The organism is Pseudoalteromonas sp. XMcav11-Q (assembly GCF_040104525.1).
Lineage (GTDB): Bacteria > Pseudomonadota > Gammaproteobacteria > Enterobacterales > Alteromonadaceae > Pseudoalteromonas.
On record NZ_JBECOX010000003.1, the window covers coordinates 373,465 to 390,656 of the forward strand.

21 protein-coding genes are annotated in these 17,192 nt (G+C 43.6%); 7 read left to right on the forward strand and 14 right to left on the reverse strand.

The features are described 5' to 3' along the window. Positions 1-26 precede the first annotated feature (26 nt). From ABMY45_RS07285 to dolP, 4 genes are read left to right on the forward strand one after another with little or no spacing between them, the layout of a single operon-like run. Positions 27-1,913 (forward strand): penicillin-binding protein activator, encoded by a 1,887-nt coding sequence (locus ABMY45_RS07285; RefSeq protein WP_349288678.1) that lies wholly within the window; start codon positions 27-29, stop codon positions 1,911-1,913. A 9-nt stretch (positions 1,914-1,922) separates the two neighbouring features. Continuing rightward, positions 1,923-2,288, forward strand: a complete 366-nt coding sequence (locus tag ABMY45_RS07290; protein WP_102055990.1) for a YraN family protein — start codon at positions 1,923-1,925, stop codon at positions 2,286-2,288. Position 2,289: 1 nt separating this feature from the next. Beyond that, entirely contained in the window at positions 2,290-2,877 is a 588-nt protein-coding gene (locus ABMY45_RS07295) for an SIS domain-containing protein (protein WP_010605919.1), read from the forward strand. Further along, a complete protein-coding gene (dolP, locus tag ABMY45_RS07300) occupies positions 2,874-3,440 on the forward strand; it encodes a division/outer membrane stress-associated lipid-binding lipoprotein (RefSeq protein WP_017219053.1) in 567 nt (188 codons plus the stop codon). The genes ABMY45_RS07295 and dolP overlap by 4 nt, the downstream gene beginning before the upstream one ends. 37 nt (positions 3,441-3,477) lie before the next feature. Here dolP and ABMY45_RS07305 read toward each other — a convergent pair whose 3' ends face one another. From ABMY45_RS07305 to zapE, 8 genes are all read right to left on the reverse strand, one after another. Further along, positions 3,478-3,903, reverse strand: coding sequence for a ClpXP protease specificity-enhancing factor (locus ABMY45_RS07305; RefSeq protein ID WP_010605921.1), 426 nt, complete (start codon positions 3,901-3,903; stop codon positions 3,478-3,480). Then, positions 3,903-4,529, reverse strand: coding sequence for a stringent starvation protein SspA (sspA, locus tag ABMY45_RS07310; RefSeq protein ID WP_010605922.1), 627 nt, complete (start codon positions 4,527-4,529; stop codon positions 3,903-3,905). Before sspA ends, ABMY45_RS07305 begins: the two co-directional genes overlap by 1 nt. Before the next feature lie 96 nt (positions 4,530-4,625). Next, a complete protein-coding gene (locus ABMY45_RS07315; protein WP_029215832.1) occupies positions 4,626-5,363 on the reverse strand; it encodes a cytochrome c1 in 738 nt (245 codons plus the stop codon). Further along, the gene (locus ABMY45_RS07320; protein WP_017219050.1) at positions 5,360-6,661 is read right to left on the reverse strand and encodes a cytochrome b N-terminal domain-containing protein; all 1,302 of its coding nucleotides are present in this window, start codon (positions 6,659-6,661) and stop codon (positions 5,360-5,362) included. The genes ABMY45_RS07315 and ABMY45_RS07320 overlap by 4 nt, the downstream gene beginning before the upstream one ends. Next, complete coding sequence (gene petA, locus ABMY45_RS07325) at positions 6,661-7,251, reverse strand: ubiquinol-cytochrome c reductase iron-sulfur subunit (RefSeq protein WP_010376697.1); 591 nt, start codon at positions 7,249-7,251, stop codon at positions 6,661-6,663. The genes ABMY45_RS07320 and petA overlap by 1 nt, the downstream gene beginning before the upstream one ends. Positions 7,252-7,767: 516 nt before the next feature. Next, positions 7,768-8,160 (reverse strand): 30S ribosomal protein S9, encoded by a 393-nt coding sequence (gene rpsI / locus ABMY45_RS07330; protein ID WP_161796706.1) that lies wholly within the window; start codon positions 8,158-8,160, stop codon positions 7,768-7,770. 8 nt (positions 8,161-8,168) lie between these two features. Next, positions 8,169-8,597 carry a 50S ribosomal protein L13 gene (rplM, locus tag ABMY45_RS07335; RefSeq protein ID WP_010376694.1) on the reverse strand — a complete coding sequence of 143 codons (429 nt, stop codon included), beginning with the start codon at positions 8,595-8,597 and terminating at the stop codon, positions 8,169-8,171. A 354-nt stretch (positions 8,598-8,951) separates the two neighbouring features. Next, positions 8,952-10,040, reverse strand: a complete 1,089-nt coding sequence (gene zapE, locus ABMY45_RS07340) for a cell division protein ZapE (RefSeq protein ID WP_102055987.1) — start codon at positions 10,038-10,040, stop codon at positions 8,952-8,954. A gap of 123 nt (positions 10,041-10,163) precedes the next feature. On the opposite strand from zapE, the gene ABMY45_RS07345 reads away from it, so the two are divergent. The 3 genes from ABMY45_RS07345 (at position 10,164) to ABMY45_RS07355 (ending at position 13,269) form a co-directional block, all read left to right on the forward strand. Then, complete coding sequence (locus ABMY45_RS07345; RefSeq protein WP_010376689.1) at positions 10,164-10,619, forward strand: YhcB family protein; 456 nt, start codon at positions 10,164-10,166, stop codon at positions 10,617-10,619. A gap of 115 nt (positions 10,620-10,734) precedes the next feature. Next, positions 10,735-12,087, forward strand: coding sequence for a DegQ family serine endoprotease (locus ABMY45_RS07350; RefSeq protein WP_010376687.1), 1,353 nt, complete (start codon positions 10,735-10,737; stop codon positions 12,085-12,087). Between the two features lie 102 nt (positions 12,088-12,189). Further along, positions 12,190-13,269: a trypsin-like peptidase domain-containing protein gene (locus tag ABMY45_RS07355; RefSeq protein WP_174170496.1), complete on the forward strand. Its 1,080-nt coding sequence runs from the start codon at positions 12,190-12,192 to the stop codon at positions 13,267-13,269. Positions 13,270-13,337: 68 nt separating this feature from the next. On the opposite strand, the gene murA is transcribed toward ABMY45_RS07355, so the two are convergent. Genes murA through mlaE form a run of 6 tightly spaced genes read right to left on the reverse strand, consistent with a single transcriptional unit; the run spans position 13,338 to position 17,191 of the window. Then, positions 13,338-14,597 carry a UDP-N-acetylglucosamine 1-carboxyvinyltransferase gene (murA, locus tag ABMY45_RS07360; protein WP_017219046.1) on the reverse strand — a complete coding sequence of 420 codons (1,260 nt, stop codon included), beginning with the start codon at positions 14,595-14,597 and terminating at the stop codon, positions 13,338-13,340. Between the two features lie 12 nt (positions 14,598-14,609). Further along, positions 14,610-14,867, reverse strand: a complete 258-nt coding sequence (locus ABMY45_RS07365; protein ID WP_010605927.1) for a BolA family protein — start codon at positions 14,865-14,867, stop codon at positions 14,610-14,612. Positions 14,868-14,872: 5 nt separating this feature from the next. Next, on the reverse strand, positions 14,873-15,178 hold the full coding sequence (locus ABMY45_RS07370) for an STAS domain-containing protein (protein ID WP_010376680.1): 306 nt from the start codon (positions 15,176-15,178) through the stop codon (positions 14,873-14,875). After that, positions 15,165-15,851 carry an ABC transporter substrate-binding protein gene (locus tag ABMY45_RS07375; protein WP_010376677.1) on the reverse strand — a complete coding sequence of 229 codons (687 nt, stop codon included), beginning with the start codon at positions 15,849-15,851 and terminating at the stop codon, positions 15,165-15,167. The genes ABMY45_RS07370 and ABMY45_RS07375 overlap by 14 nt, the downstream gene beginning before the upstream one ends. A gap of 2 nt (positions 15,852-15,853) precedes the next feature. Continuing rightward, positions 15,854-16,399 (reverse strand): outer membrane lipid asymmetry maintenance protein MlaD, encoded by a 546-nt coding sequence (gene mlaD / locus ABMY45_RS07380; RefSeq protein WP_010376676.1) that lies wholly within the window; start codon positions 16,397-16,399, stop codon positions 15,854-15,856. Between the two features lie 12 nt (positions 16,400-16,411). Further along, the gene (gene mlaE, locus ABMY45_RS07385; RefSeq protein ID WP_010376675.1) at positions 16,412-17,191 is read right to left on the reverse strand and encodes a lipid asymmetry maintenance ABC transporter permease subunit MlaE; all 780 of its coding nucleotides are present in this window, start codon (positions 17,189-17,191) and stop codon (positions 16,412-16,414) included. Between the last annotated feature and the right edge of the window lies 1 nt (position 17,192).

Genomic DNA, 17,192 nt, shown 5'->3' on the forward strand with positions numbered 1-17,192 from the left:
TCAGTCGTGAAAAAGAAGGTTTGCCTGTGCAGTTTAAAAAGATAGCGCTTTTAGTTGCCATATTGTCGGGGTTATCCGCTTGTAGTACAAGCACAAATGTCACCAAATCCCCCCAAGAAACTAAAACAACTAAAGCCGTTAGCCAATCGGATGACAATGCCGCGTCGTTATTTGCAAAGGCGCAGAGTAAAGAAGGCGTTGTCAAAATCCAATTGCTATATGCAGCCAGAGACGCTGCTATCTTAGAAAAAGACTGGCAAATGTTAGAGCAAATTGGTTTAGCGATGGAAGCTAAAGCCAGTGTTGATCATATTCAAAACAAATTATATATCGCATATGCTCGCAAAGAATTATCGCAGTATGCCAATGCGTTAGCCATCCTAAACACGCTAGAGGGTAGACTCAACACCCCTGAACACCAAGCTTGGTATGAGTATTTACTGGGTAGTATTTATGCCTCGCAACAATTACCAAAAAAAGCGTTGGTTGAATACTTTAAAGCGGCCGATATTGCAAATGAACATAACTTAGCGGTGGCTGGGTTACACGAAGAGATTTGGCTCGCGCTACAGCAGCTATCAAGTTACGCCCTAGAGCGCTTTGATTCTGGCTCTGTTTTACAGCGTGGTTGGGTGACACTAGCTAAATATCAACAAATTTATTTGGGTTCGAGCGTCCAGCTCGACCAAGCCATGAATAATTGGCGTCGTCGTTTTGCTAATCACCCTGCGGTTGCTTTGCTGCCTAAAGATTTACAAGGTGCTGTTGCGCTCGAACCTTACCAAGTTAAAAGACTTGCGGTGTTATTACCACAATCTGGTGCGAGCGAGCGACTCGGTACAGCGCTTAAAAATGGTTTCTTGGCTGCCACTGACGAAGGGACGATTGAAGAAGTCTTCTTCATTGATGAAATGGCATCCGAGTCTGAAATCGTAACGCAACTTGCTGAGGCAAATGTCGATTTTGTCATTGGTCCATTATTAAAATCCAACGTTGAAAAACTACTCGCAGATAAAGGTTTTGCGGCTTACCCAACTTTGTTTTTAAATGCACGCGAAACGCTTACGCCTAGCAGTAGTGAACAGTACTTTTTTGCGCTTAATCCTGAGCATGAAGTCGAGCAAGCAATGAAGCACTTTCTTGCTAAAGGCTATAAAAAACCCATGTTACTGGCTCCAGCGAATGCCTCTGGTAAGCGTTTAATTGAGTATTTTGATCAAGGTTGGAAACGCTACAGTGAGACCGCACCAGAAGTAGGTTATTACACTAATAGTAAAAATATGGCGGATGTCATCACCGACATTTTAGAGGTGGACGCTTCAAAGTCACGCACTAGCGTCATCAAAAGTCTATTTCGCAAAGAGGTCAAAAGCGAAACACGCTCTAGACGCGACATTGATGCCATCTATATTTTAGGTGATGCAATGGAAACTCGACTGCTCAAACCTTATTTAGACGTCAATGTCAGTACATTTGCCGACAGGATCCCTTTATATGCCAGCTCTCGCAGCTATAGTAAACAAATTGATGTTACTGATAAGGGCGATTTAGAAGGACTTTATTTTACCGAGCAACCTTGGATGCTACCGGGTGCCGTTGAAAAAGCACCGCTTCGAGATGCCTATCAATCTTTATGGCCTGAGCAGGCCGACTTAGAGCAGCGCTTGTTTGCAATGGCATATGACGCCACAAATTTAGTCCCCGAGCTGCGCCAATTGGCTTGGCTCTCGGGGAAAAGTTTTGATGGCTTAACCGGCCAGCTTAGCATCCGCGGTGGCAGTGATGTTGTGCGAAAGCTCAGTTGGGCACAGTATCATAATAAACAAATTCGTTTGGTGAGCTTAGATGAACAGCCTCCACTACCATTATTTATGCAACAAGAGAAACCTGCGGGAGACTCTTTGGTCAGATAGGATATCTGGATGTTTAAAGGACTATTTAGCAACACACGGAGTAAGGGCGAGCATTTTGAGCAGATTGCGGAGCAATTCTTGGTAAAACAAGGATTAACCCCCGTCACCAGAAACTATCTCTGTAAATACGGAGAGATAGATCTCATTATGCGAGAGTCGCAAACCTTAGTGTTTATTGAAGTAAAGTATCGCGATAGCAGTCACTTTGGTGGCGCAATTAACGCACTATCAAAAACTAAGCTTCAAAGATTAAAGCGTAGTATTTATAATTATTTAGCACAGCAAAATTTGCATAACACGCAACTTAGAGTCGACTTTGTTGCCATTCAAGGGGCCGATCCCCCTGAAATAAACTGGATTAGAAATATTTTTTAGCATGCAAGAATCTATAAAGTCTATATTTACAGAGTCAATTCAAGCGCAGATAGCGGCAGGCGAAGTATTGCCTAAAGCACTAGAAACCGCAGCTATGACTATGGCTCAGAGCCTGATCAATGGCAATAAAATCATCTGCTGCGGCGCGCCAAGTAATCATATGTTGGCGCACCACTTCGCAACCATCTTAAGCAACTTTTACGAAACCGAACGCCCGTGTCTGCCCGCGATTGCACTAACGAATGAGCAATATAATTTGGCGTCACCAGAAAATGGTAAAGCCAGAGAGCGCTTTGCCAAGCAAATACGCGCATTCGCGCAGCAAGGAGACTTGCTGGTGGCGTATGCCATAAACGGGCAAGAAAAGACGGTTATTGGCGCAGTGGAAGCAGCCCTGACTAGAGATATGAAAGTCATCGCGTTAGTTGGCGATGATGGTGGTGAAATCACCGGCCTATTGGGCCCACAGGACGTAGAGATCCGGATCCCAAGTAAACGCCCAAGCCGGATAATCGAGTCACAACTATTCAATACTCACTGTTTAAGTGAGCTAATCGACGCAATTTTATTCCCTCAGGACGAAGTATGATGATGAGAATAACCTCTTTACTTGCCGCCATCTTGTTACTACAAGGGTGTGCTGCTGCGGTAGTTGCTGGTACAGCCGGTGCGGTGTCTGCTGCAAATGATAGACGCACTATCGGTGCACAAATTGACGATAACAATATCGAGATTAAAGGTACGCTTGCCATCAAAGAGATTAAGCGCCTTGCAGATCATGCCAATATCACGCTGGTGAGTGTTAATGGCGTAGTATTAATGATTGGTCAGGTCACTAATCAAGAAATGAAAACGGAAGCTGAGCGTGCGCTACAGAACGTTGCTGGGATTAAGCAAGTACATAATCAGTTGAGAATAAGCTCAAACATCGGCATCACGACGCAAACACATGATACGTGGCTAACCTCCAAAGTTAAAACCAAACTGCTGGCGGCCGACGAAGTCAATGGCGCAAATATTAAGGTAGTTACTGAAAATGCCGAAGTGTTCTTAATGGGCTTAGTCTCCAAACAAGAAGCAAACTCAGCCGTAGAAATCGCCAGAAATATTAATGGTGTCAAACGTGTGATTAAAGCCTTTGAGTACATCTAAACAATAGCCATAAAAAAACCTGCATCCGCAGGTTTTTTTATTTTATCACTCGAAGGTGAGAACCTTTTTTCTTTTCAGGTTCCGGCTTAGTCTCTGGCGATTGTGAGACTTCCGTCTCTTCTACCAAATCAAACTCTTCATCTTCAAAGATTTCTTCTTCAGGTGTAAATACCGTGCCTTCACCATTTTCTCTTGCATAGATAGCCAATACCGCACCGTTTGGCACATATACCTGCATCGGTTGACCACCAAACCGAGCGTTAAAGCTCAGCGCTTGATTGTCCATAGAGAAATTCGTCACAGCAGACGGGCTTACGTTCAACACAATTTGCCCTTCTTGCACAAATTGTGTTGGAACCTGTACCGAGGGAAAGTCTGCGTTCACCACTAAATGCGGTGTACATTCGTTATCAACAATCCACTCGTAAAACGCGCGTAGTAAGTAAGGACGATTAGACGTCATTACGATCTGATCTCACGCTCTGCATCCGTTAGCGATGCTTGGAATGAGTCACGCTCAAATAAACGCAGCATGTATTCTTTTAGCTCTTTGCTACCAGCACCATTCAGCTCAATACCAAGCTGTGGTAAACGCCAAAGTAGTGGAGCTAAATAACAATCAACTAAGCTGAACTCTTCACTCATGAAATAAGGTGCTTCATTGAAGATAGGTGCTACAGCTAGTAGTGCTTCGGTTAACTCTTTACGAGCTTGTACAGCTTCATCACCACCCGCAGAGACCTTTTCAGCAAGTGAATACCAGTCAGTTTCAATGCGGTGCATCATTAAACGACTACGACCACGCATTACTGGATATACAGGCATCAGAGGAGGATGCGGGAAGCGCTCGTCTAGATACTCCATAATGATATTCGCTTGGTACAAGCCAAGCTCACGATCGATTAGCGTAGGAACAGTGCCATACGGGTTAATCTCGTGTAGAGCTTCTGGTAAGTTGTCCTTTTCAGCCTGGTGAATATCAACACTTACACCTTTCTCAGCAAGTACGATACGTACCTGGTGACTGTACATACAGTTTGACCCAGAAAAAAGTGTCATTACAGGGCGCTTATTGGCAGCAACGGCCATGCCTACCTCCATTAAAAAACTAAAAGTAATTAAATCACTTTAAACAGCAAAAGGGGCGAACGCCCCTATTGCAAAAATCACCTTTGAATATTCAAATTAATGAACATCTCTCCAGTATTCTTTCTTCAAGAAGAATGCCAGGATGAAGAAGATAACTAAGAAACCAATAACCTTAATACCAATAGCTTCTGACTCTAGGCGAGAAGGCTCACCTACATAAGCTAAAAAGTTTGTAAGGTCACGTGCTGCTTGGTCATATTCATCAACACTCATCTCACCGGTACCATCTGTTTCAGTGCCGACAACTTTAGTCACTGTGTGACCGTGTTCTTCCACTTCTTCAGTGATCGGTGTTGGCAAGCCTTGTAACTCTTGTAGTACGTGAGGCATACCGACCAATGGGAAAACAACGTTGTTCACACCAAATGGGCGAGACTCATCTTTATAGAATGACTTCAAGTAAGTATAGATGTAGTCCGGAGACTTAACACGAGAGATAAGTGTTAAGTCCGGTGGCGCAGCACCAAACCATTTTGCAGCATCATCTTTAGCCATAGAGTTTTTAATATGGCTACCTACTTTTGAACCATCGAAAATAAGCGTTTCTTGACCAATTTCAGTTGGAATACCGATGTCACGGAAAGTACGCTCATAACGCTGATATTGCATTTGGTGACAGCCAAGGCAGTAGTTCATAAATAACTTAGCGCCGCGCTGTAAAGATGCTTTATCAGTTAAGTCATTATTTGCTTCCATCAAAGGCACTGATGGGCCCGCTGCCATCGATAACGTTGGCAACAATGCGAATAAACCGATTACTAGCTTTTTCATCATTTCGTCAACCTCGTTGGTAGTGGCTTCGTCTTCTCGTTTTTACTGTAGAAGAATAGCAACACGAAGAACATAAAATAAGTTACTGTCGTGATTTGCGACAATAGCGTTTTAAAGTCAGTTTGCGGTGTTGCACCAATCCAACCAAGGATAACGAATGTGACAACAAACTGAGCAATGTTCAACTTATGGAAACCACAACGGTAGCGAATTGAACGAACCGAACCACGGTCAATCCAAGGCAGTAGTGCCAATGCTACGATTGAAGCGCCCATTGCTAGTACACCAATTAGCTTGTCAGGGATAGCACGAAGGATTGCGTAGAATGGCGTAAAATACCAAACTGGGAAAATGTGCTCTGGCGTTTTCAGCGGGTTTGCAGCTTCAAAGTTTGGCGCTTCAAGGAAGAAACCGTTCATTTCTGGTGCAAAGAATACAATTGCGCAGAAGAAAATTAAGAAGCCAGCAACACCTAAGACATCTTTTACTGTGTAGTAAGGGTGGAATGGAATTGCATCCACAATATCTTTTTTATCAGTGTAGTATTCATGGAATTTAAATTTAGGTTTGTCTTCCTCAGCTACAGAGCCTTTCTTGCGCTTGATCTCAACACCGTCAGGGTTGTTTGAGCCTACTTCGTGCAGTGCAACAATATGAAGGAATACTAAGATAACCAGTACTAATGGTAGTGCAATAACGTGTAGTGCAAAGAAGCGGTTAAGCGTTGCACCAGAAATAACGTAGTCACCACGGATCCAAAGCGTTAAGTCATCACCAATTACCGGGATTGCACCGAATAATGAAATGATTACCTGAGCACCCCAGAAAGACATCTGACCCCATGGTAATAAGTAGCCCATGAAAGCTTCAGCCATTAGTGCTAGGAAGATAAACATACCGAACAACCACAGTAGTTCACGTGGCTTTTGATAAGAACCGTAGATCATACCGCGGAACATGTGAAGATAGACCACGATAAAGAATGCGGATGCGCCGGTAGAGTGTAGGTATCGTAATAACCAACCGTATTCAACATCACGCATGATGTATTCTACGGATGCAAATGCACCTTCAGCAGAAGGTACAAAGTTCATAGTTAGCCAGATACCCGTTACAATCTGGTTTACCAGTACTAGAATGGCGAGTGAACCAAACAAGTACCAGAAGTTAAAGTTTTTTGGCGCTGGGTATTGAGCAATGTGCATATTCCAGACGCGAGTCATCGGAATACGAGCATCGATCCAATCAACAACTTTGCCCACAACGCCCGTATTTGCTGCTTTATCTACATTAACAGACATTATGCAACCCCTTCTTCTTCACCTACCAAAATGGTAGTGTCGTCAATAAAGGTATACGGAGGGATCTCTAAGTTTAGTGGTGCAGGTACGTTTTGGAATACGCGCCCCGCCATATCAAACTTCGAACCGTGACAAGGACAGAAGAAACCACTATCAGTGCCTTCTACTTTTTCACCAAAGCTTCCGTTAAGGAAAGATGGTGAACATCCTAAGTGAGTACAAATCCCAACCGCGACGAAAAGCTCAGGTCGCTTAGAACGGAAACCGTTCTGCGCAGATGCCAACTGCTGTGGCTCTTCAGAGTTAGGATCACGAAGTTGGTCTTCGTGTTGCTTCATTTGTTCTAGCATTTTTGGTGTACGATTAACAATCCAAACTGGTTTGCCTCGCCACTCAACACGAATAAGTTGTCCAGACTCAAGTTTGCTGATATCTACTTCTACAGGCGCACCTGCAGATTTAGCTCGCTCACTTGGATTCCAGGACGCAATAAAAGGAACAGCAGCTCCAACCGCACCAACGCCACCTACAACAGAGGTAGCGATAGTTAAAAAGCGACGTCGGCTGTTGTCTACAGGCGCATTGCTCATCCACTTATCTCCACTTGATTCCCAACACTTGCTATATTGAGAACATCAGTTACAGCAGGTTAATTTAAGAAATTACAAAATAGACGCGATCATAAATAAATACCTTGATTAAAACAAGGTTATTCCAGATCCATGCCCGAATAAACCCGCAGAAAATCATCTATGATTACTTCGAGCATGAAACCGAGTATTTATGATATCGCATCTGACACAACAATATACTGACTAAGATCAACCCCCCGACTAAGGATACGCACCAAATCGCGTGACTGGATCTCAGGCCTTTCTACTTGCTTCGCCAATTGTAGCAAAAAAAACCGCCAAGTTACCGCTCGAATTGCACTAATTATTATATTTATTGAACTTTTTTAACTCGACGCGATATTTTTGAGCAAATAAGTAGGACAAAACGAATTAGATACCTCGTAAATACGAGAGATTGATGTGCACATAGGAGATGCTAAAAACAAAAAACCCAGCATAAGCTGGGTTTTTGAATTCTTGAAACGTAATAAATTAACGCTTAGAGAACTGTGTCTTCTTACGTGCTTTCTTAAGACCAACTTTCTTACGCTCAACTTTACGAGCATCGCGAGTAACAAAGCCAGCTTTACGTAGAGCTGGACGTAGAGACTCGTCAAACTCCATTAGTGCACGTGTGATACCGTGACGGATAGCACCCGCTTGACCAGTTGTACCACCACCTGCAACAGTGATGTATAGGTCAAACTTTTCTGTCATTTCAACTAGCTCTAAAGGCTGACGAACAACCATGCGAGAAGTTTCACGACCGAAGAACTCTTCTAAAGAGCGCTTATTGATTACGATGTTGCCAGTGCCTGGGCGTAGGAATACGCGAGCACTTGAACTTTTACGACGACCTGTACCGTAGTATTGATTTGCCATGATAGTGCTCCTTAAATGTCTAGAACCTGAGGCTGCTGCGCAGCGTGGTTGTGCTCGTTACCAGCGTAAACTTTAAGTTTACGGAACATTTCACGACCTAGAGGACCGCGAGGTAACATGCCTTTAACCGCTTTCTCGATGATCATTTCAGGCTTTTTAGCTTGAAGTTTCTCAAAGTTGATAGACTTAAGGCCACCTGGGTAACCAGAGTGAGCATAGTACATTTTGTCCTGAGTTTTGTTACCAGTTACAGTAACTTTCTCAGCGTTGATTACGATGATGTAGTCACCAGTGTCAACGTGTGGAGTATACTCAGCTTTGTGCTTACCGCGAAGGCGACGAGCGATTTCAGTAGCGATGCGACCTAAAGTTTTACCTTCAGCGTCAACTACGTACCAGTCACGTTTTACAGTTTCTGGTTTAGCAACAAACGTTTTCATTATAAAAATCCAAAGTTTTCAATTTTAAAACCACAGGCAGTCCTTGGACTACCGCTCTACTTGTATTTGCTTTAACCCCTTCGAGTTTAAGACTTTTATGCCGCTCAAGTCAGTGGCTAAGCCGACGAGGGCAATAGAACGCAACGTGGCAGGCCGCGGATTATAGCAAGCCTTCTGGGTGAAAACCAGCACTTGGTGCTTTTTTCTACAAGAAAATCTGAAGAATTTCGAAAAAAATAGAAAAGGCAAAAAATCCAACGAAATGACGACGTGTGCGTGACAAGGACTCGTTCAAATAAGATGTTTACAAACACCCACACCGAACAAGTCCTCTTAACAAAAAAGTAATTGCCGTTAGGCTAAATGCTCTTTTGCTAAATATTCATGGGATTGCATTTCTTGCAAGCGGCTAATGCAGCGTTTGAACTCAAAATTCAATGTACCTTCGGTATAAAGTTCAGTAATCGGCGCTGCAGCCGAGATGATAAGCGTTACATTACGCTCATAAAACTCATCGACAAGCGCAATAAAACGCCTTGCCGCATCATCGTTTTGCTGACCCATTTGCTTCACATTAGATAGAATCACTGTGTTATATAAGCGACTGATCTCCATGTAATCCACTTGCGAGCGAGCGGTTTCACATAGCGCTGGGAAATCAAACATAACAATACAATCAGACACTATTCGGGTTTGGATCATCCGACCTTCAATCTCAATCGCCTGTTCGGCTTTACCCGGCTCCGGAGAGAGTTTGTTAAAGTAGTCGAATAAGTTTTCATCCGCTTGTTTATCAAGTGGGCTGTGAAAAATTTCCGCTTGTTCCAACGTGCGTAAGCGATAGTCAATACCCGAGTCCACATTAACGACCTCAGTATTGGCTTTTACCAATTCAATGGCGGGTAAGAATCGCGCACGCTGTAAGCCATTTTTATACAAATCATCAGGCACAATATTCGATGTGGCCACTAACACGATACCGCGCGCAAACAGCGCCTGCATTAATCCACCCAGTAACATGGCATCAGTGATATCTTGAACGAAAAATTCATCGAAGCAGATAATGTCAGTTTCAGATTTGAACGTATCAGCGATGCTTTCCAGAGGATTTTTCACTTCATTAAGCTTTTTTAGCTCTGCGTGAACACGATGCATAAAGCGGTGAAAATGCACCCGCATTTTGCGCTCCGTCGGCAACGCATCGAAAAAGGTATCAACCAGATAAGTTTTACCGCGCCCCACTCCACCCCAAAAGTACAACCCTTTCACTTTTGGCGGCTCAGCTTTACCAAACAAGCGCGAGAAGAAGTTTTGTTTGACCGGGGGCTGATTGATAAGGTCGTCATACAATCGCTGTAAATGCTTTACGGCATTTTCTTGCGCGCTGTCATATTGAAAATCATCACGTTGTAGATCTTGCTGATATTTTTCCCAAGGCGTCATCGACTTAAATATTTTTTTACGATTTGTTTGTAGGTTATATTAACACGACTGTATTCACAGCGTATATTTAACTCTAACAGAGTTTTAATTTTATTTGCCGTTGAGGCACACAGGGAGAAACCTATGACTACCGTTACTTGGCTTGGATTACTGATCATTGTTGCCATTGCTGCATTCTTTTTAGGTGGCTTTGTAACGAAAAAGCAGTTCAAACATGACGAACTGGAAGTGCAAGCACAACAAGCTAAACACGACCTTGAGCAATATCGTCAAGACGTATCAGATCATCTTGCTAGCACCAAAAAACTAGTAAATAAAATGCAGGATAGCTATCAGCAACTGCTTACCCATGTGGAAGAAACCAACCAACTACTGACACAGGATCGTCCATCTCATCCTGCGGATCCTTTTTTCTCGAAAGAAACCACAGAACAACTACAAGCTTCTCTTCAAGCACGCCCAGAGAGAAGACGTAAACAAGATCCAAGTTTTGAGGCTCCACCTAGTGACTATGCCGAAGGTGAAACTGGGTTATTTTCTGGTCAAAAAAAAGAAAGTGAGCAAATTAAAGCCTCTTGATGAAACTTTTTGTTGACCCCATAGTCTTTAAAAGAAGTTATTGATTACTCATAAGGGGCTAATTATCAGCCCCTTATGACTTATATTAACGCTAATAGCGGAGTACTTCACGACTATGAAATTTAAACTATCTTTGTTATCGGCCGCTTTACTTTCTTCTAGCTTATTGCTGTTACCGCAGCAAAGCATGGCCAAACTTCCTGTTGCCGTAGACGGCCAACAACTACCAACGCTAGCACCTATGCTCGAAAAGGTCGCCCCGGGCGTTGTTAGTATCCAAGTAAAAGGTGCTAAAGAAGTGCGTCGCCGTGTCGACCCTTTCGACTTTTTCTTTGGACAACCCCAGCCTCGTAGTCAAAAGCGCCCTTTTAGCGGCCTCGGCTCAGGTGTCATCATTGATGCAGATAAAGGCTATGTCGTTACAAACAATCACGTTATTGATGATGCAGACGAAATGCTTGTCACCTTAAAGGATGGCAGAGAGTTTGAAGCTAAATTAATCGGTAGCGACGCCGAATCCGATATCGCATTGCTACAAATCGACGGCGAAGACCTAACAGAAATAAAACTCGCTAATTCAGACAAGTTGAGAGTGGGTGATTTCTCCGTTGCTATTGGTAACCCATTTGGATTAAGTCATACCGTCACCTCAGGAATAATCAGTGCACTAGGCCGTAGCGGCTTAAATATCGAAGGCTATGAAGACTTTATCCAAACAGATGCGGCAATCAACCAAGGTAACTCAGGTGGTGCGCTAGTTAACTTAAACGGCGAACTCATTGGTATTAACACTGCTATTTTAGGCGCGTCTGGCGGTAATGTCGGGATCGGCTTTGCTATTCCATCAAACATGATGAAAAACCTAGTGGATCAAATTGTTGAGTACGGAGAAGTTCGTCGCGGTTCATTGGGTATTTTGGGTCGTACTTTAGATGCTGGTCTTGCTAAAGCACAAGGCTTTGATGTCAAGCGCGGTGCTTATGTCATGCGCGTAGTGGAAGATTCAGCAGCGGACAAAGCGGGTCTGAAAGCCAATGATGTCATTGTCAGCCTCAACGGCGACGACATTGAAAGCTTTAATGAACTCCACGGTAAAGTGGCTACGATGGGTGAAGGTCGTGAAGTACGACTTGGTGTCTACCGTGATGGCAAAACCAAGTTTATCGACGTAGAGCTTGGTGGTAAGCAAGAAGAACAAGCGAATGCAGAGGATGTACATCCAAACCTACGAGGCGCGGTACTAGAGAGTGGCGAGCGCAATGGCAATGAAGGTGTCGTCATTACCTCAGTAGAACCTCGCTCACCAGCTGCACGTGTTGGCCTTGAAGAAGGCGATGTGATCATGCAAGTGAATCGTCAACGTGTCACTAGTGTTAAAGATATGTCTAAACTAATTAATGGTATTAAAGGCAATATCGTACTAGGGATTAAACGCGATCGCGAGACGGTTTTCTACCTCATTCAGTAACGAAATCGACAAATATTAAAAATGAAACACAGCGAAACTTGTCGCTGTGTTTTTTTTTGTGTCATTATTAGCAGTATTAGATAACGATAAATATAAGCTCTTGTGTTCAAATTAATTAAATTCATTTTTCCACCGCTGCTTGCCGGACTTGGGATCGCTTTTATCATCATTTGGTTTAATCCTGAGCTGAGGGATAACTTGCCAAAACTTGAGGCCCCACATATTCAGGCCCACCATATGAGTTTTGCTGATGCTGTAGAAAAAACGGCTCCAGCGGTCGTAACGATTTTTTCCGAGGGCTTTAGCAATCAGCCAAGATACCAGCGCCAAAATACGGTTAGAGAGCTTGGCTCTGGTGTTATTATGAGCCGAGATGGTTACATACTGACAAACTATCATGTGGTGAACAATGCCGACCAAATCATTGTACTTCTTCCTGATGGCCGCCAATATAGCGATACGCAACTGATAGGCTATGACACCATCACCGATTTAGCTTTATTAAAAATTCCAGCCGAGAATTTGCCTGTCATTCCTATCGATCATGACTACTCACCACGTGTCGGTGATGTGGTGCTCGCAATTGGTAACCCATTGAACATTGGACAAACCATTACGCAAGGCATTATCAGTGCAACAGGCAAACAGACTCTCACAGAAAGCCAGTTCAATAATTTGCTGCAAATGGATGCCGCGATTAATGTTGGTAACTCAGGTGGTGCCGTTGTCAATTCTAATGGCGCGCTAGTTGGCATTACCTCTGCACAATTTCGCACACGTTTGAATATTGATATCCAAGGTATCTCTTTTGCGATCCCTTATGATCTTGCACTGGACGTGATGCATAAACTTATTATGGATGGCAGAGTGATCCGGGGCTATCTCGGCTTTAGAGGCACGCCAGTTGATAATACAGGTAAAAGTGTAACGGATCTCTACACACCAATTGTCGGCCTTGCTGTGAGCGAATTAGACCCGCTAGGTCCCGCATGGCAAGCTGGCATGAAAGAGCATGATATTGTGGTTAAAGTAGGTGGAGAGCCTGTGACTAATCCGCAAAGTACACTGAAGACGATAGGCAATACCGCGCCTGGCACTAAACTCGAATTTGAAGTACTCAGAGGTGGTCAGCGCCTCACTATTACGGTGGAAGTCGCTGAACTCGAAACAGGGTTATATTAGGCAAAAAGGTTAAGCAAAAAGCGTCCCGGAAGACGCTTTTCGTTTTTTACCAATTTGCTTAATTATGCTCAGGTTTTACGGCGTTTTATATTTGCACCTAAACGGCTTAGCTTATCTTCTATCTTCTGATAACCCCTATCAACGTGATAGATGCGATCTACGATGGTTTCGCCTGTTGCAACAATACCCGTTAGGATAAGACTCGCTGAAGCGCGTAAATCGGTTGCCATAACCTGTGCACCAGATAACGACTCTGTCTCACCACAGATTGCAGTGTTGCCTTCTAAACGAATATTCGCGCCCATACGCTGTAACTCAGGCACATGCATAAAGCGGTTTTCAAAGATAGTTTCTGTGATTGTCGCGCTACCTTCAGCCACCACATTTAATGCAGTAAACTGAGCTTGCATGTCTGTTGGAAAGCCAGGATGTGGCATGGTTTTAATATTAACGGCTTTCAAAGCGCGTTGACGCATATCCACATAAATACTGTCTTCACTTACCTCAACAATAGCATTGGCGGCGCGTAGCTTTTCAAGCACAGGTTCAAGACTATGATAATCCGTGTTTTTACATAGTACTTCGCCTTTTGCCATTGCCGCAGCAACCAAAAAGGTCCCTGTTTCGATGCGATCAGGAAGGATTTTATGCTCACAACCATTAAGACGCTCAACGCCTTCTATCTCAATTCGGCTCGAACCTGCACCGCTGATCTTGGCGCCCATGGCAACTAAGCATTCAGCTAAGTTAATAATCTCTGGCTCTCGCGCAGCATTATCTATCACAGTTTTACCATCGGCGAGGGTTGCAGCCATCAGTAAGTTTTCAGTAGCACCAACGCTGACGGTTTCCATAAAGATCTCAGCGCCCCGAAGACGACCTTCGGTTACCGCATGGATATAACCATTTTCAACTTTGATCTTGGCGCCCATCTTCTCAAGGCCTGAAATATGCAGATCGACTGGACGAGCACCAATCGCACAGCCTCCCGGTAGGGAAACTTGCGCCTGACCAAATCTGGCAACTAATGGGCCTAACGCCAGTACCGACGCACGCATTTGCTTAACGAGTTCATAAGGTGCAAGCACGCTATTTACCGTTGCTCCGTTGATTTCTAAGATATCGCCGTCCCACTCAACTTCAGCGCCCAGTGTTTTTAATAAGGCTTCAGTGGTACCTATATCGCGTAAGTGCGGTACATTAGAAAAACGGCTTTTACCATCGCCAAGCAGAGCGGCGAATAAAATAGGTAGGGCTGCGTTTTTAGCCCCTGAAATAGTGACTTCACCGGCTAAAGTGGTGCCACCTTGGATAACAAACTGATCCATTGCGGCACTCCGTTATTGTGGAAGAATAAATTTGCGCTCTTTTTGCCATTCATCAGGTGTGAATGCACGAATACTAACAGCATGCATAGTGCCGTCTTTAATAGTATCCATCAGTGGGCCGTAGATCAGCTGTTCTCTTTTCAGCCTTCTTAATCCGTCAAAACACGTTCCAACAGCAATGACTTCGTAGTGACTACCATTAGCTTTGACGATGATCTCGTCAAGCGATAGTGTATCTCTCAATAAAGTTTCGACTTGATTTGTTTCCATTAGACTCACTCAAATAGGGTTGTCACCTGTCCCAACTCCATTAAATTTTGCAGTTGCTCAGGCGTATTTTTCAGCTCGAGACGAATGTCGCGCTGTTTCAATTGACCTAAAGAGTGAATTAACCAAGCTAAGCCCGCGGTGTCAACCCTTGTCACCTCAGAAAGGTTAAAATAGACGGTTGATTGTGCATTTTTCAACACTTGAACGATGGTCGACTGTTTCAGTGCGCTTGGTAAACTCGCTCTCGTAAGCTCACCAGTTAACACGATTTCACCTTTACTTTCGGTGAATGAAATATTAGGCGTCACCATCATCCCCTCTAAATTGCACCGGAAGCTTGCTCTTCTTATCTAACAGTTGGATCACATGCTCAATACCTTGCTGACGCAAAATACCATGTAGCTCCGATTGTTTGGCATCTAGTAAACTAATGCCTTCCGCCATCATGTCAAAAGCACGCCAGTCACCGTCTTGCCCGCGTCTAACTTTAAAATCAATTTTGATATCAGGCTTACCTGGTTCTACAATTTTGGTCTTAACAACCACCACAGCCTCATTCTCAAATGGGCGATGCTCACCAAATTCTACCTTTTGGTCTTTATATTGAGTAAATACACCAGCATAAGTCGCTACCAAGTAATTTTTGAATACCTCAATAAACTCTCTAATATGCTCGACAGCAGCGGCTTTCTCCTCTTTACTTTCAATGTTGCGAACCTTTTGAATATAAGAACCTAATACACGATACGCAGCATATTTGTAATCAATGTAAGGCAAGAGCTCTTCTTCTACGATAACGCGTAAGTGTTCTTTGTCTTTTTCAATGATATTTTGCTCTTTCGTAACACGCTGAAAAGTTTGCGCCGCAACTTGCTCTACCATTTTATAAGGATCGCTTGAGTCCACTTCTTTCGCCTGAACCAATGCGGTAGCCATCAATGCTACAAACAAAGTCAGACATTTTGCATAGATGTTTTTTAACATATTTACTCGCTCCCTTGATTAAATAGGAACTGACCAATTAGCTCTTCTAATACCAGTGCCGATTTTGTATCTGTGATCATGTCACCGTCTTTTAGCGCTTTTGTTTCCACACCAAAAAGAGACTCAAGATCAACGCTATCTTCACTCGTTACTTCCTGACCAAGACATTTTTGCTTCGCAGATTCAGCAGCAATAACCGGAGAAATACCTAAATACTGCTCACCTAAAATGCCCGACGTCAAAATCGAAACCGACGACGTATCGGAAAACTGACACTCGTAGTTTTTATCTAAACTCATTGAAACTACTGGCACGAACTCTTGTGGATGGATGTGAATTCCATCAACACGGCCAATCACAACCCCACCCACCTTAATTGGGGCACGAGTTTTCAACGAACCTATATTTTCGAACTTAGCATGCAAAGTGTAAGTTTCACCGTTGCCGCTTAAACCTGAGTTAGCCACCTTTAGCGCCAACATAACAAATGCAGCAATGCCCAATGCCACGAACAACCCAACTAAAATTTCTATTTTCCGTGTATTCATTTTTAAAACCTTTTAACTTGAGAACATAACCGCTGTTAATACAAAGTCAAAGCCAAGTACAGCCAGTGAAGAATGTACTACCGTCTCTGTCGTCGCTTTACTTATTCCTTCTGAAGTAGGAATACAGTCATAGCCTTTGTATAGCGCGATCCAAGTTACTAATAGTGCAAATACGAAACTCTTAATAAGACCATTTAAGATGTCTTGTTGAAACGACACTTGCGATTGCATAATTGACCAGAAGCTACCTGAATCTACGCCTAACCAATCAACACCCACCAAGTGTGCGCCTAAAATAGCGATCGCAGAGAATATCAGTGCGAGTAACGGCATACTAATAAAACCGGCCCAAAAACGAGGGGCAACCACGCGCTTAAGCGGGTCTATCGCCATCATTTCTAAACTAGATAATTGCTCCGTTGCCTTCATCAAACCGATTTCTGCAGTTAACGCACTGCCTGCACGTCCTGCAAATAAGAGTGCGGTTACCACAGGGCCCAGCTCTCTAAGTAAACTCAAAGCAACCAAAGGTCCAAGGCTATCTTCAGCACCATACCCAACTAACACGGTATAGCCTTGTAATGCCAATACCATGCCGATAAATAAACCAGACACCATGATAATCAACAATGATTGATGACCAACCATGTAAAGTTGCTTTATCAACAGCGGCGTGCCTTTTCGGAAATTAGGTAAGCTACATAGCGCCCCAAAAAGCATTGTTGTGGCACGGCCAAGTGCGGCAAAACGGCTGAGGGTTTTGTGGCCTAGTTTTTGTAAAAAGTCGACCATA